Source organism: Streptomyces sp. WZ-12, assembly GCF_028898845.1.
In the GTDB taxonomy this organism is placed as follows: domain Bacteria; phylum Actinomycetota; class Actinomycetes; order Streptomycetales; family Streptomycetaceae; genus Streptomyces.
In genome coordinates this window covers 4,299,439-4,314,469 of sequence record NZ_CP118574.1, presented here as the reverse complement: position 1 = coordinate 4,314,469, position 15,031 = coordinate 4,299,439, and the positions used below count along the sequence as shown (strand labels likewise).

8 protein-coding genes and 1 tRNA gene are annotated in these 15,031 nt (G+C 73.8%); 4 read left to right on the top strand and 5 right to left on the bottom strand.

Annotated features, from left to right (window positions below):
* Positions 1 to 110 precede the first annotated feature (110 nt).
* Positions 111 to 1,250, top strand: a complete 1,140-nt coding sequence (locus tag PV796_RS18345; protein WP_274914393.1) for a hypothetical protein — start codon at positions 111 to 113, stop codon at positions 1,248 to 1,250.
* Positions 1,251 to 1,441: 191 nt separating this feature from the next.
* Positions 1,442 to 2,338: an SURF1 family protein gene (locus tag PV796_RS18340; RefSeq protein WP_274914392.1), complete on the top strand. Its 897-nt coding sequence runs from the start codon at positions 1,442 to 1,444 to the stop codon at positions 2,336 to 2,338.
* Between the two features lie 96 nt (positions 2,339 to 2,434).
* Here PV796_RS18340 and PV796_RS18335 read toward each other — a convergent pair whose 3' ends face one another.
* Positions 2,435 to 4,225: a S9 family peptidase gene (locus tag PV796_RS18335; RefSeq protein WP_274919104.1), complete on the bottom strand. Its 1,791-nt coding sequence runs from the start codon at positions 4,223 to 4,225 to the stop codon at positions 2,435 to 2,437.
* Positions 4,226 to 4,408: 183 nt separating this feature from the next.
* Between PV796_RS18335 and PV796_RS18330 the strand changes: the two genes are divergently transcribed.
* Positions 4,409 to 5,242, top strand: coding sequence for a class I SAM-dependent methyltransferase (locus PV796_RS18330; RefSeq protein ID WP_274914391.1), 834 nt, complete (start codon positions 4,409 to 4,411; stop codon positions 5,240 to 5,242).
* A gap of 303 nt (positions 5,243 to 5,545) precedes the next feature.
* On the top strand, positions 5,546 to 6,622 hold the full coding sequence (locus PV796_RS18325) for a hypothetical protein (RefSeq protein WP_274914390.1): 1,077 nt from the start codon (positions 5,546 to 5,548) through the stop codon (positions 6,620 to 6,622).
* 44 nt (positions 6,623 to 6,666) lie between these two features.
* Here PV796_RS18325 and PV796_RS18320 read toward each other — a convergent pair whose 3' ends face one another.
* The 4 genes from PV796_RS18320 to PV796_RS18305 all read right to left on the bottom strand — a co-directional run bounded on the left by PV796_RS18320 (position 6,667) and on the right by PV796_RS18305 (position 14,955).
* Positions 6,667 to 8,811 (bottom strand): M3 family metallopeptidase, encoded by a 2,145-nt coding sequence (locus tag PV796_RS18320; protein ID WP_274914389.1) that lies wholly within the window; start codon positions 8,809 to 8,811, stop codon positions 6,667 to 6,669.
* A gap of 305 nt (positions 8,812 to 9,116) precedes the next feature.
* Positions 9,117 to 13,127: an nSTAND1 domain-containing NTPase gene (locus PV796_RS18315; RefSeq protein ID WP_274914388.1), complete on the bottom strand. Its 4,011-nt coding sequence runs from the start codon at positions 13,125 to 13,127 to the stop codon at positions 9,117 to 9,119.
* A gap of 548 nt (positions 13,128 to 13,675) precedes the next feature.
* Positions 13,676 to 13,749: transfer RNA gene (locus PV796_RS18310), tRNA-Pro, on the bottom strand.
* 279 nt (positions 13,750 to 14,028) lie between these two features.
* Positions 14,029 to 14,955 carry a metallophosphoesterase gene (locus tag PV796_RS18305; RefSeq protein ID WP_274914387.1) on the bottom strand — a complete coding sequence of 309 codons (927 nt, stop codon included), beginning with the start codon at positions 14,953 to 14,955 and terminating at the stop codon, positions 14,029 to 14,031.
* Between the last annotated feature and the right edge of the window lie 76 nt (positions 14,956 to 15,031).

Sequence of the window (15,031 nt, the reverse complement as noted above, 5' to 3'; positions counted from 1 at the left end):
CGGCAGGTCCCAACAGCGGGAACGGCGGGCGTGACTGGGGGGACGAGACCGGTCGGGGGGCCGGCGGCACGGCGTACGACGGTGGTCGGGGCGCCGGTGGCCGTAGTGGCGTGAGCGACCGCGGTGACGCGGGCGTTCACGGTGACGCCGGTGATCACGGCGGCGCGGGTGAGCGCGATGCCAGCGGCCGGGGCGCGGACGAGCGGGACGCGTCCCGGGATGCCGGCTTCGGCGGCGAGGACGAGCTGAGACGGCTGCTGCGGTCCAGCGTCGCCGACCTGGAGCCCACGCCGGACGCGTTGGACCAACTGCGGCGGGCGGTGCCGGCCCGGCGCCAGCGGCGGCGGCACGCCGTGGTGGGCGTGGCCGCGGCGCTGCTGCTCGGCGGTACGGCGGTCCCGGCGATGGTGCACGTCGCCGACTTCAGCGACGACCCCGGCGACCGCCCGGCCAACGCCGCCAGCAGTCGGGACGTCACCCACGACACCAGCGGCGCGCGCGGCGAGGGCCCCGCACGGGCCAGCACCCGGCCGATCGGCGGGAACGACGCGAGACCGGGCCCGGATCGACCGTCCGGCAAGGCGGACAAGGGCGCCGAGCAGACCGGGACGGGCCTCGGCGCCGGCGACGACACACCCTCGCCTGACGCGACCATGGACGTCACCTCGCCGGTCTGCGGGCGCGAACAGCTCGGCAAGGGGACCGGGACGGTCGGCGCGGCCGACTCGGCGGGCCGCGTCTACGGCGCGTTCCGGCTGGTGAACACCTCCAACGCCGCCTGCACCGTGCAGGGCGGCGGGACCGTGGACCTCACCCCGCAGGGCGCCACCAAGGCCGACAAGATCCATGTCGTCGACCACACGTCGGGCGACGAGGCCACCGGCCTGCCGGACCCGGCGACCACCCCCGACCAACTGGTGCTCAAGCCCGGGCAGGCGTACGAGGTCAAGTTCGCCTGGATCCCGGCGGCCGGCGGCGGCAAGACCGGGTGCACCGGCCCGGGACCGTCGCCGACCCCCGATCCGTCCAAGCCACCGGGGGCCTCGCCGGCCGCCGCGGCGACGACGGGCGACGGCGGCACCGAGGGCCAGGCCGGCGGCGGCGAGGGAACCCCGAACGGCGGGGCGGCGGCCGGCGGGGTGCTCCTCACCCACACCCCGGAGGCGGGCGAGCCCGTGGCGGCCGACGCCAAGATCCCGGATGCGTGCGCCGGCACGGTGTACCGGACGGCGCCGGTGGCGATGCCGTAGCGGCGGTGGCGACGCCTTAGGCACGGCGGCGGCACGGTCGGCCGTGGCCGGTGCGGCCGGAGTTCGTACCGTGGTCCGGGGCGTCGCTGGCGGTGCCCGTCGTCACGGCAACCGGCCAGGTCCCGGGGGCCGAGCGGCGGCGGGGAGGGGGCGGTGCGGCCGTGCCGGGCGGGCCCCGTACCGTTGATGGGGTGTACCGGTTCCTGCTGACCCCGCGGTGGTGGGGAATCAACGTCTTCGCCGTACTGGCGATCCCCTTCTGCATCTTCATGGGGAGCTGGCAACTGAGCCGCTTCGACGACCGGGTCGCCTCGCACCAGCAGCAGGAGAACCGGTCCGCCGATGCCAAGGCCGCGGCGCCCCGGCCCCTGCAGAGCCTGCTGCCGGTCGACCAGGTCACCTCCGGCCGCCAGGCGAGCGCCCGCGGCCGCTACGACGCCGAGCACCAACTCCTCGTGCCGGGACGCACCTTGCAGGGCAAGCACGGCGACCGGCAGGGCTTCTACGTCCTGACCCTGCTGCGCACGGACGGCGGCAAGGCGCTGCCGGTCGTGCGCGGCTGGCTGCCCGGTGACGCCAACTCCACGGCCGATGCGGCGAAGGCGCCCGCGCCGCCGAAGGGCGAGGTCACGGTGGTCGGCGCGCTCCAGGCGTCGGAGAACCAGGGCACCGCCGGCGTCCAGGCGGGCGGCGGCCTGCCGAAGGGGCAGCTCGGCATGATCAGCGCGGCCTCGCTGGTCAACATCGTGCCGTACGGCGTCTACGACGCCTGGATCACGCTCACCGACCCGCCCGCCCCGCTGCACGCTGTCCCGCCGGCCGCTGCGGAGGGCAGCGGCCTGGACATGAAGGCGTTCCAGAACCTCGGCTACACCGGCGAGTGGTTCGTCTTCGCGGGCTTCGTGCTCTTCATGTGGTTCCGCCTGGTCCGCCGCGAGGCCGAGGCCGCCAGGGACGCGGCGTTGGGCATCGCCCCGGAAGAGCCGAGCGGCCCGGGGGGCCCTGGTGGCCCTGGTGGCTCGGGTGGCGGAGAGGCGGCCGAGGGGGCGGAGAGCCTGGAGGAGACGCGGGAGCCTCAGGGGGCGTAGCGGGCGGTAGGCGGGGGCGTGAGGCCGGCCCTGGGGCTTTCCCCCTCCCCCTCCCCCTCCCCCCCCCCCCCCCCCCCCCCCCGCGCCGCGTCGTCGCTAGTCGGCCCGCGCTTCCGTCTTCAGGTGGCGGCGGGCGAAGTCCAGTTCCAGGCTGACCTGCTTGATGCGCTCCTCCACCACGAGGGAGCCGTGGCCGGCGTCGTAGCGGTAGACCTCGTGCGGGTGGCCGCGCTCCTCCAGGCGCTGGACGTAGTTCTCCACCTGCCGGATCGGGCAGCGGGGGTCGTTGACGCCGGCGGAGATGTAGACGGGGGCCCGCACCGCGTCGACGTACGTCAGCGGGGAGGACGCCTCGAAGCGCTCGGGGACCTCCTCCGGGGTCCCGCCCAGGAGGGTGCGGTCCATGGCCTTGAGGGCTTCCATCTCGTCGTGGTACGCGGTGACGTAGTCGGCCACCGGGACGGCGGCCAGCCCCAGCGCCCAGGCGTCCGGCTGGGTCCCCATGCCCAGCAGCGTCAGATAGCCGCCCCAGGAGCCGCCGGCGAGCACCAGCCGCTCGGGGTCGGCGAGGCCGGAGGAGACGGCCCACTCGCGCACCGCGGCGATGTCCTCCAACTCGATCAGTCCGACGCGGTGCTTGAGCGCGTCCGTCCAGGCCCGGCCGTAGCCGGTCGAGCCGCGGTAGTTGACGCGGACGACCGCGAAGCCGTGGTCCACCCAGGCCGCCGGTGACGAGGCGAAGGCGTCGCTGTCGTGCCAGGTCGGGCCGCCGTGGATGTCGAAGACGGTGGGGAACGGGCCGGCGCCGGGCGGCTGTTGGACCAGGGCGTGGATGCGGCCGCCGGGGCCGTCCACCCAGGCGTCGGTCACCGGGACCGAGCCGGGGGCCTCCAGGCCGGGCGGGTCCAGGACCACCGTGCCGTTCGTCGACCGCACCTCCGGGGGCTGGGCGGCGGACGACCACAGGAACTCCACCGTCCCGTCGGGACGGGCGGTGGCGCCCGAGACCGTGCCGGCGGGGGTGTCGACGCGGTCCAGGGGGGCGCCCGGGGCACCGGCCAGGGCGTAGCGCCACAGTTCGCTGCGGGCCTGGTACTCGTGCTCCACCAGGAGGGCCGAGCCGTCCGGGTACCAGTCCGCGCCCACGTCGCCGGGCAGGTCGATCTCCAGCGGGGTCTCCACGCCCGTCAGCGGGTCCCAGAGCATCGGCTCCCAGCGGCCCCGCCGCTGGTGCCCCACCAGCAGCCGGCTGTCGCCGTCCACGGGGGCGAAACCCATGACCGACAGGCCCAGTTCCTCGGTGCCGCCGCGGGTGTCGTCGAGCTCGGCGACCGTCGAGCCGTCCGGCCGGACGACGCGGATGGCGGAGTGCATCGCGTCGCCGTGCTCGGTGTGCTCGATGGCGATCAGCGAGCCGTCGTGGGAGAGGTCCCCGACGCCCGCCGACTCGCGGTGGCGGTAGATCTCCACGGGCTGCTCCCCGGGCCGCACGACGTGGATCGTCGAGCCGTCCTCGTCCGTGGAGCGGCCGATGACCGCCGTGCCGTCGCGGTGCAGCGCCAGGCCGCCCGGGTAGGAGGCGGCGAGCCCGGGTGCGGCGGGCTCGTCCGGGCCGCCGGCGAAGGGCTGCCGCATCCAGACGCCGAACTCGTCGCCGTCGGTGTCGGAGAACCACCAGATCCAGGCGCCGTCGGGCGAGAGGGTGCCGTCCGTCGTGCCGTGCGGGCGGTCGGTGGCCTGCCGCTGGGCGCCGGTGGCGCGGTCCCACGCGTAGAGCTCGAAGGTGCCGGTGGCGTTCGAGACGAACAGGGAGCGGTCGGGGGCGTACTCCGCCCACTCGGGAAGCCCGATCCGCGGGGCGCGGAAGCGCTTCTCCCAGTCCGGCATGCCGGCCGTCGTCGCGTCGGTGGCTTCCTGCGTTTCCCTGGCGTCGGCGGAAGAGGAGGAGGCGGGGGTCGGGGCGGCGGGGGTGTGGCCGGGGCCTGTGGTCTCGTCAGTCATGGGGCCATTCTGCGCCCGGCCGCGGAAATCGCGTTGGCGAGGCCGGCGGGCTGTGGATAACTTCGGCCCATGGCAGATCAGATGGGGCCCGACGACTGGCGCGAGGTGAATCGCGCGCGGTGGGACGAGCGCGTTCCACTCCACACCGCCAGCGACTTCTACGACCAGGACGCATTCCGGCGGACCCGGGACGTGATCCGGGACTTCGAGGTCGAGGAGGTCGGGGACGTCACGGGTCGCAGCCTGCTCCACCTCCAATGCCACTTCGGCCAGGACACCCTGTCGTGGGCACACCGCGGCGCGGCCCGCGTCGTCGGCCTGGACTTCTCCGAACCGGCCGTCGAGGCGGCCCGCGAGCTGGCCGCCGAACTCGGCTACGGCCCGGACCGGGCGGCGTTCGTCACCGCCGACGTCTACGACGCCGCCGAGGCGGCGCCGGACCCTGCCTACGACATCGTCTACACCGGAATAGGAGCGGTGAACTGGCTGCCGGATCTGGTCGGTTGGGCCGAGACCGCCGCGTCCCTCGTCGCGCCCGGCGGATTCCTGTACCTCGCCGAATTCCATCCGCTGGGCGACGTGCTGGACGAGGAGACCGGCTCGAAGGTGGCGCACGACTATTTCCGCCGCGAGGCGTGGGACGAGGAATCCCCCGGCAGTTACACGGATTTCGAGGCGCACACGGTCCATAACAGGGGCGTCGAATGGCAGCACTCCCTGGGGGAGGTCGTCAGCGCGTTGGCGGGGGCCGGGCTGCGCCTCGATTTCCTGCACGAGCACGACATGACGCTGTTCCCGCGCTTCGGAACGCTGCGGCGGGGCGAGGACGGCTACTACCGCTTTCCGCAGGACCGGCCCCGTATTCCGCTGATGTATTCGCTGAAGGCGACGAAACCGGCCTGAGGGGCGGGGCGCTGGGCCGGGCGGTCAGGGCTGGCCGAATCGCCGCGCCCCGGCCCGGTTAGTGTGGCGGACGACCGGTCGGTTTCGGCCAACGGCGCTCCGTCACGCCAACCGTGCCAGCCGCGCCAGTTGTGCCGACCAGGCCGAGTGAGCCGGCCGGGCGGGCCACGTCGACCGCGGCACCCGTCCCAACGGGCCGGTCGGAACGGCCGGTTCGGCCGCCCCGGCTCGGGGCGGGCCTCGGGAGGGCGGCGCGGGTGCCGCCCGGAGACGGGACGGATGACAGTGCAACGGGGGATCACCGTGCAAAGACGCAGGCGGACGGCTGGTGCCGTGGGCGCGGGCGTGCTGATGCTGCTGGCCATGGGATGCGGCGGGCCGGCCGGAGACCAGGCGAAACCGGGGGCGTCGCCCGTGGCCACGCCCGCCAAGCCACTGCCGATGGAGTCCGCGTCCCGCGCCGCCACGTGGACCGGCGGCGACCACAAGGCGCACCCGCTGAAGCTGAAGCCCACCCGCCTGGCCCTCGGCCACCCACCGGACTTCGCGCACATCCGGCTCGACGACAACCTCAGGGGGACGGTCCCGTACTACCTGACCGTCTCGTACACCAACACCGGCAAGGGCACGGTGAGCGGGCTGGCCCCGGAGCGGAACTTCTCCCTCAACGGGGTGGACGGGCAGGCCGGTCAGCAGCTCTCACTGTTCCGCAGCAACCCGTTGGCCACCGACAACGGGTTGCCGCCGGAGTGCCGGGAGGCCGGCAAGACCCAGTTGGCGGCCGGCGAGACCGCGGTGTTCTGCCAGATCTTCATGCTCCCCAAGGGGCAGAAGCCGGGGAACGTCTCCTACAAGGACGACGGCGGCGACACCCTGCTCTGGCAGATCGGCGGCGCCCAGAAGGGCGCGACCGGCGTGCTGCCCGCCCATCAGCCCGCCGACGCGGTCACCACGGACAGCGAGCGCCGCACGGCGACGGTCCTGGCCACCCCGAAGACCGTCCGCACCGGCTCGCTCGCCGACCTGAGCCGCTTCGACCTGAGCGTGGACCAGAAGAAGCAGGTCCCGTATTACGTGACGGTCACGTACCGGAACACCGGGAAGTACGACCTGCTGCCGGACCTCAACGACAGCCTGCTGCTGAAGGGCGTCAGTGGTACGCAGGCGCGGAAGATGCTGCTGCTGGACATCGGCGGCCCCGGGGTGTCGCAGTGCCCCGAGGCGGTGCCGCACAAGATGGTCAAGCCGGGCGCCACGGTGACCGAGTGCACCATCCACATGCTGCCCAAGGGGGACCCGCCGGCCTCGCTGACCTTCCTCGGGAGCGGGGACGGCGCGCCCTCGGTGACCTGGCGGGCGCCGGCCGACGACGGGAAGTAGGGGCGACGGCCGGAGGCCCGGGGCGGGCCTCCGGCACCCGACGCCTACGGGGCGGCCGTGGCCCCGCGCCGTTCCAGCAGCGGCGCGAAGTCCGGATCGCGGCCGACCACCGCGCGGAACGCCGCCATCGGGTCGATGCTGTTGCCCCGGCTGAGCAGTTCCCGGCGGAAGACCTCGCCGCTCTCGCGGATCGTCCGGCCGTTCTCGCGGAACCAGCGCACGGTGTCCGCGTCCAGCACCTCCGCCCAGCGGTAGCCGTAGTAGCCGGCCGCGTAGCCGCCGCCGAAGACATGGGCGAAGTAGCCGGTCCGGTAGCGCGGGGGGATCGCCGGGTGCGCCAGGCCGTGCCGCTCCAGCGCGGCCGCCTCGAACGCCTCCGCGCCGTCCGCGCCGGGCAGTTGGTCGGCGGGCACGGTGTGCCAGGCCCAGTCCAGGACGGCGGCGGCCAGGTGCTCGACGCTGTCGAAGCCCTCGCCGAATCGTTCCGCCTCGCGGAGTCTGGCCGGCAGTTCGGGCGGCATCGGCTCCCCGGTGCGGTGGTGCCGGGCATAACGGGCCAGCACCTCAGGCCACTCTGCCCACATCTCGTTGACCTGTGAGGGGAACTCGACGAAGTCGCGCGGCACTTCGGTGCCGGCCAGCAGCGGATAGCGGACGTCGGAGAACAGGCCGTGCAGCGCGTGCCCGAACTCGTGGAAGAGCGTGGTGACCTCGCTCCAGTTCAGGAGCACGGGCTCACCCGGTGCCGGTTTGGCGATGTTCAGGTTGTTGACCACCACGGGGCGCTGTCCCAACAGGTGGGACTGGAGGACCAGTTCGTTCATCCAGGCGCCACCGCGCTTGGACTCCCGGGCGTGGAAGTCGCCGATGTACAGGCCGAGGGGGCCGCCGTCGGCGTCGTGCACCTCGAAGACCCGGGCGTCCGGGTGGTAGGCGGTCAGGTCGGGGCGCTCGGCGAAGGTGATCCCGTACACCAGGGTGGCGGCGTGGAAGACGCCGTCCCGCAGGACGGCCTCCAGCTCCAAATAGGGACGCAGCGCGGCCGCGTCGAGGTCATAGCGCCGCCGGCGGACCCGCTCGGCGTAGAACGGCCAGTCGGCGGCCCGGACTTCCCCGGTGCCGGCGGCCTCGGCCAGCGCCGCGGCCTCCCGCTCGGCGTTGGCCAGCGCGGGCCCGATCAGCCTGTCGAACATCCCCTCCACCGCGTCGGTCGTCCCGGCGGTCTGGTCGGCGACCTGCCAGGACGCATGGGTGGGATGGCCGAGCAGGGCCGCCCGCTCGGCCCGTAGCCGGGCGATGGTGACCGCGACGGCCCCGTTGGCGCCGCGGCCCCGCCCACTGGAGGCGTCCAACAGGCGCTCCCGCAGCGCGGGGTCCTCCAGGGCGGCGAGCTGCGGCTGGCTGGTGAAGTTCAACAGGCTGAGCACATAACCGTCGTCACGCCCCAGGGCCCGGGCGTTCTCGGCGGCGCTGGCGATCTCGTCATCGGGCAGCCCGGCCAACTCCTCGGCGCGGTCCACCACCAGGGCCGCGGCCGCGGTGTCGGCCCGCAGGTTCCGCCGGAACTCGGTGCACAGGCGGGCGATCTCGGCGTTCAGCTCCCGCAGCCGCCGCTGCCGCTCCGGGCCGAGCCGCGCCCCGGCCCGCACCCGCGCGGTGTACAGGCGCTCCAGCAGCCGCAGTTGCTCCCCGTCCAGCCCGAGCCCGGCCCGCGACCCGTGGAGGGCCTCCAGGCGGGCGAAGAGGGCGGGGTCGAGCAGCAGGGCGTCCTCGTGGGCCGCCAGCCGCGGGACGATCTCGGCCTCCAACTCCTGGGTGGCCGCGTCGGTATCGGCGTTCGCCTTGTTGAAGAACACCGCGCACACCCGGCGCAGCACCGCACCGCTGCGCTCCAGCGCCTCCACGGTGTTCTCGAACGTCGGCGGCCCGGGGGCGGCCCCGATGGCGGCCGCCTCCGCCAGTTGCTCGGCGATGCCCCGTTCGAAGGCGGGCCGGAAGTGCGCGTGGTGGATACGGGCGAAGGGCGGTAGCCCGTAGGGAAGTTCACTCGTGGAGAAGAAGGGGTTCGGGGGCGCGGGGTCCGGGTGCCGCCCCGCCGCGTCCGAAGCCGTCGCGGACCCCGCGCCCGCCCCCGGCTCCGGAGCCGTCGCTGTAGCCGGACTCGTCTCGGAACTCTTCGCAGAAGTCACGGAGACCGACCCTACGCGCGCCACCGCCGGATGGTCCGGCGCTTGCCCGGGCCGACCGGCCGGTGTCGGACACCGCGGCGCGAACGCCCCGGCGGGCGCCCGACGTCGCGCGGGATCCGGGGCGCGGGCCCCGCGCGGCACACGGAAACGCCCGATCGCTGGCGACGGGGGATGCACCAGCGATCGGGCTGTGATCAAGCGTAGCAAGGCTGCCGGCCCAACGGGAGTCAACTGGCCGATTGCGCGACAGAGTTGTGACCGGCGTCACGCGTCCTGGTCGATGAGCGGCGCCCGGAGGCCGGCCCTCACCTGCCGCACGGCGGGTCGTACGCGAGCTGCGGGAGGTACTCCTTCCAGTTCTCCGGCGTCAGCACGCCCCGGGTGGTCGCGCAGATGCGGCGGATCGCCCCCTCGGTGTCCAGGTCCCACAGCCGGACCGTCCCGGCGCCGCTGGACACCCCCAGCAGATGGCTGGTCGGGCTGAACGACAGGAAGTTGCCCGTTTTGGCGTTGGGGCTCGTCGACTGCCCGATCGGCTTCGCGGCAGACGGGAGCGCGACGTTCCAGAACCGCACGGTGTTGTCGTTGCCGCCGCTCGCCAGGGTGTGGCCGTCCTTGCTGAACGTCAGCGACACCACCGCCTCGGTGTGGCCCGTGAGGGGAGCGCCCAACCGGCGTGCCCTACCGGGGTCGGTGGTGTTCCACAGCCTGACGGTCTCGTCGTCGCTGCCGCTGGCCAGGGTGTGGCCGTCGGGGCTGAAGGCGAGCGCGTTGACCGGCCCCAGATGCCCCGTCAGGGGCGCGCCGAGCTGGGTGGTGTGCCGCGGGTCGGTGGTGTTCCACAGCCGGATGGTGGCGTCCGCGCTGCCGGTGGCCAGGGTGTGGCCGTCGGGACTGAAGGCGAGCGCGTTGACGTAGCCCTTGTGGCCGGTGAGGAGCGGGCCGAGGGGGCGGATGCGGGACGGTGAACTGACGTCCCACAACTGGACGGTGTAGTCGTCGTAGGCGGTCGCCAGGGTCCGGCCGTCCGGGCTGTAGGCGAGCGCCGCGGGGCCGGAGAACCGGATCCGCAGCGGCAGCGCCGGCCCGTAGGGGACCGGGTGCGCCGGGTCGGTGACGTTCCACAACTGCACCGCGGGGGAGGGGGTGCCGGTCCGCACCGCGAGGGTGCGGCCGTCGGGGGAGTACGCCAGCGCGTGCACCATGCCGTCCCCGGGCTGGAACGGCTCGCCCACCGGGACGGGCCGGTTGGGCGTCGTCACGTTCCACAGCCGGACCTTCTTGTCCTTGGAGGCCGTGGCCAGCACCCGCCCGTCCGGACGGAACGCGCCGGCCTGGCCGACCATGTTGGACGTCGGGATCGACCACAGGCGCACCTTGCTGTCGCCGCTCCCGGTGGCGAGGGTGTGCCCGTCGGGGCTGAACCCCACGGCGTACATCTCGCCGCTGCTGCCCGCCAGGCGCTCGCCGACCTGCGACGGGTACGCCGGATCGCTGACGTTCCACAGGCTCGCGGTGCTGTCCGCGCTGCCGGCGGCGAGCATGTTCCCGTCCGGACTGAAGGCCACCGACCACAGGGGGCCGGTGTGGCCGGTGAGCGGCGGGCCCAGGGGCGCCGGATGGTCCGGATCGGCCGTGTTCCAGAGCCGGATGGTGTTGTCCGCGCTGCCGCTGGCGAGGGTGCGGCCGTCGGGGCTGAACGCCACCGAGTGCACGGTCGCGGTGTGGCCCGTCAACACCGGACCGACCCGTTCCGGCGCCCGTCGGTCGGTCATGTCCCACAGCCTGATCGTGGCGTCGTCGGCGCCGACCGCGAGGGTGTGGCCGTCCTTGCTGAAGGCCACCGACCGCACGGCCGCGGAGGGGCCGGTCAGGGTGCGGTACGAGGTCGGCCGGCGCAGGTCGGACACGTCCCACAGCCGGACCGTGCGGTCTTCGTCGGCGGCGGCCAGGGTGTGGCCGTCCGGGCTGAAGGCGAGCAGGTAGACCGTGCCGTCGTGGCCGGTCACGGGCGCCCCGATCGGGCGCGGGTGACCGGGGTCGCGGATGTCCCACAGCCGGATCGTGCCGTCGTCCGAGGCGCTGGCCAGGGTGCGCCCGTCGGGGCTGAAGACGGCGGTGCTCACCCAACTGGTGTGGCCGGTCAGCGGCTTGCCCAGGGGGCGGGGGCGGGCCGGGTCGGACACGTCCCACAGCCGGACCGTCCGGTCGTAGCTGGCGGTGGCCAGCACCCGCCCGTCCGGGCTGAACGAGGTCAGGTAGACGGCGCCGGTGTGGCCCAGCAGGGGCGTGGCCAGCGGTGCGTTGACGATCGAGGCCAGCCGGTTGTTGGTGCCCTCGTCCTGTGGCCGCAAATGGTGTGCAACCAGATCGAGTTGGGCGGAAAGGGATGGATCGGTGTACTGGGCGCGGTCGGCCTCGGCGAGCACCTGCTGGAAGACGGTGTCGTCCCGCTGCTGCCAGGCGACCACCGCCGAGCCGATGGCCAGCAGCGCCATGACGACCAGGGCGGCCACCGCGCCGCGGCGCAGCCGGACGGTGCGCTTGCGCAGCCGCACCGAGGCGGCCAGGAACTCCACCGCGCTACGGGTCAGGAAGGTGTCCCCGGCCGACTGCGCCCAGGCGCGGGCCTGTTCCAACCGGGAGCCCCGGTACAGCAGCGACGGATCGCGGTGCGAGCCCTCCCAGGCCCGGCCGTCCTCCTCCAGCCGCTGGCGCAGCAGATTGCCGTTGCGGTCCTCGTCGATCCAGTCCCGCAGCCGCGGCCAGGCGTGCAGCAGCGCCTCGTGGGTGATCTCCACGGCCTCCGCGTCGAGCGTCACCAAACGGGCGTGGACGAGCGCTTCGAGCGACTCCTCCGTCTTGTTGGGGTCCGTGGACTCCTCCGCCAGTTGGCGCCGCGTCCCCCGCCTACGGGTGGCCTGGGTGTCCTCGCCGAGCCGGACCAGCCGGAGCAGCAGCAACCGGGCGGCGGTGCGCGCCGTCGGGTCGAGGCCGGTCCAGGCCCGCTCGGCGGTCGCCGCCACCGCGCCCTGTATGCCGCCCGCCGCGCGGTAGCCGGCCAACGTCAACCGGCCCGCCTTCCGCCGCTGCCAGGTGGCGAGCAGGGCGTGCGAGAGCAGCGGCAGCACCCCCGCGTCGTGCGCCCCACCAGGGCCGTCGGCGCTCACCTCCCGGACGATCAACTCCGCCAGCCCCGGCTCCAGCTCCAGCCCCACCGCCTTGGCCGGCCCGGTCACCGCCTCCCGCAACTCCGCGGTGGACAGCGGGCCGAGCACCATGTGCCGGTGCTGGAGCGCGTCGGCCAGTTCGGGATGGCCCAGGCACTGCTCGTAGAAGTCGGCGCGGATCCCCACGATGACGAGGACGGGCGCGGGGTCGGCCGGATCGGCGGGGGTGCAGGCGGCGTTGAGGAGCCGGATGAAGGCGCGCCGGTCCGCCTCGTCGGCGCAGAGGGTGAACGCCTCCTCGAACTGGTCGACGATCAGCACCGGCCGGCCGGCGCCGGAGGTCCGCGGCTTCGCCCACGCCGCGACGGCCGCCCGTACCGCCTGCCCCGCGCCGGGCTGCTCCGCCGCCGTCTCCCGGGCGGCCGCGACGACGGGTGCGAGCTCGGGTATCCGACCGGTCAGCTCCCCGAGCGGATCGCCGCCCGGCACCAGTTGCACCACCTCCCGCTCCGGGCCGTCGCCCGCGCCCGGGTCGCCGTTCCGCAGCGCCGGCACCAGCCCCGCGTTCAGCAGCGAGGACTTCCCCGCCCCCGAGGCGCCCACGAGCATCACCACGCCACCGGTCCCCTCCGCCGCGCCCAACTGCGCGACGAGGGCCTCGGTACTGCGCTCGCGACCGAAGAACCACCGGGCGTCCTGCCGCCGGTACGGAGCCAGCCCCCGGTAGGGGCAGACGCCGGTGACGGCCGGTGGCTCGGCCGGGACGCGCTCCTCAGGGGGCGCGGCGGCCGCGGCGCGCTCGGCGACCGGGTCGGCCACCGCGCGCTCCCACAGCCGCTGCCACTGGGCCAGGTCGTACAGGCCGGGGGACACCGGCGCCGGCCGCAGCCGCCGCGCCTGCGGGATCAACACCTGGAGCACCGCCGCCAACGCGGCGAACTGGGCCGGCACGTTCTTCGCCCGCCGCCAGTCGCTGATCCGCTGCACGGACACCCGCACGGGCCGCCCTCGTTCGTCGACCCGCTGGAGTCGGACGACCGCCTCCGCGACCTTCTTCAGCGGAGGGTTGCCGGCCTCCCTGTAGAGCAGCGCGAGGCGTTCCGCGAAGGTCGTGCGTGCCCCTGAGTCGGAACTCAAGGTCTCCACCCCTTACTTCCCCCGCCTTAGGACATCCGGACCGGAAAACTCACCTTAGCCGCCTGACCTGCGAGAAAGACCCCCGCCCGACTCCGGAACCTCCTCGTCCGGAGCCGTAGCTGGCAGGATCACCACCCAGCGGCACAGCAACCGGTTCCTACCCGGACAAGCCGCCGGTACAGCGCTCGGAGACACCTCTCTTGACGCCGTCGACCGCAGGTCCCGCCCTGCGATCCGCCGCTCCGGCGCGGATCGACGCCCGAGTGCCGTTCGGGACCGGTCCCCACGAGGGGAGGGACCGGCCCCGAACGGCCCGGGCCGTTCCCCGCCCCGCCGAGACGCTCAGGCTCTCCCGCCTTCTCCGCATCTTCTGCACCCTCTGCATCTTCCGCGCCGACGAACGCCCCTGAGGGCCCGTCAACGCCCGCCCCCAACGAAGCCCAGCACCAGACGCCCAACACCGGGCGCCCGCATCAGGCATCAGGCACCTTGCACCAGAAAATGCATCAGGCCCGGTTTCCGTTTCCGAAAACCGGGCCTGATTTGCTACTTCTCAGTCGGGGTGGCGGGATTTGAACCCACGACCTCTTCGTCCCGAACGAAGCGCGCTGCCAAGCTGCGCTACACCCCGAAGCAACGAGCTCTACTTTAGCGGACTGATCCCCGTAGGTGAAATCCGGTTTCGTTCGGTGGCGGAAACCGCTCTGACCTGGTGTTTTGTGAGGCTGGCAGGGAGGGTGCGAGGGGCGGGGAAGCGGCGGTGGGGGCGACTGGAGAGGGCAAAGTGACCGAGGTCACCACGGATTCGGGGTGTTCGGGGTGGGGTGGGCGGTCGTGGTGCTCCCGCGAACGGCTCGGCGCCCGGTCCCCGAGGTGAGGGGCCGGGCGCCGAGGGAAAACGGGAGCGGGGTCAGTCCCGTGCGGTCAGGGTCAGGAGGGTGGCCTCCGGGGGGCAGGCGAAGCGGACCGGGGTGTAGCGGTTGGTGCCGCAGCCGGCGGAGACGTGGAGGTAGGAGGTGTGACCGTCGGCGGTGTGGGCGGAGAGGCCCTTGGCGCGCCGGGTGTCGATGTCGCAGTTGGTGACGAGGGCGCCGTAGAAGGGGACGCAGAGCTGGCCGCCGTGGGTGTGGCCGGCGAGGATCAGCGGATAGCCGTCGGCGGTGAAGGCGTCCAGGGTGCGCAGGTACGGGGCGTGGACGACGGCCAGCGAGAGGTCGGCGCCGGTCTCCGGGCCGCCGGTGACCTCGGCGTAGCGGTCGCGCTTGATGTGCGGGTCGTCCAGGCCGGTCAGCGCGATCTCGGCGCCGTCCAGCTTGAGGTGGCCGCGGGCGTTGGAGAGGTTGACCCAGCCGGCCTGGTCGAAGGCGTCGCGGAGGTCCTCCCACGGGTTGTGGACGGCGCCGACGGCCGGGGCGTTGCCGTTGAGGCCGTGCCGGCCCTGGGCCTTTTCGAGGAGGTAGCGGGCGGGGTTCCGCAGCCGGGGGCCGTAGTAGTCGTTGGAGCCGAAGACGTAGGCGCCGGGGAACTCCATCAGGGGGCCGAGCGCGTCCAGGGTCTCCGGGACGCCGTCGGGGTCGGAGAGGTTGTCGCCGGTGTTGACGACGAAGTCGGGGCGGAGCCCGGCGAGCGACTGGAGCCAGCGCTGTTTCTTGCGCTGCCCGCTGACCATGTGGATGTCGGAGACCTGCAGGACGCGCAACGGCCGCATGCCACGGGGCAGTACGGGCACGGTGACGCGTCGCAGGCGGAAGGAGCGGACTTCGAAGCCGGCGGCGTAGGCCACACCGGCCGCGCCGACCGCGGCAATGGACAGGGGGACTCCGTATCGCGCGCGCATGGGTCCATGGTCGCAGAGTGCGGGTGGCCCGGGGGAGGGGTGATCTTGGTGGGCCGCGCGCTTCCGGTGAGGCGCG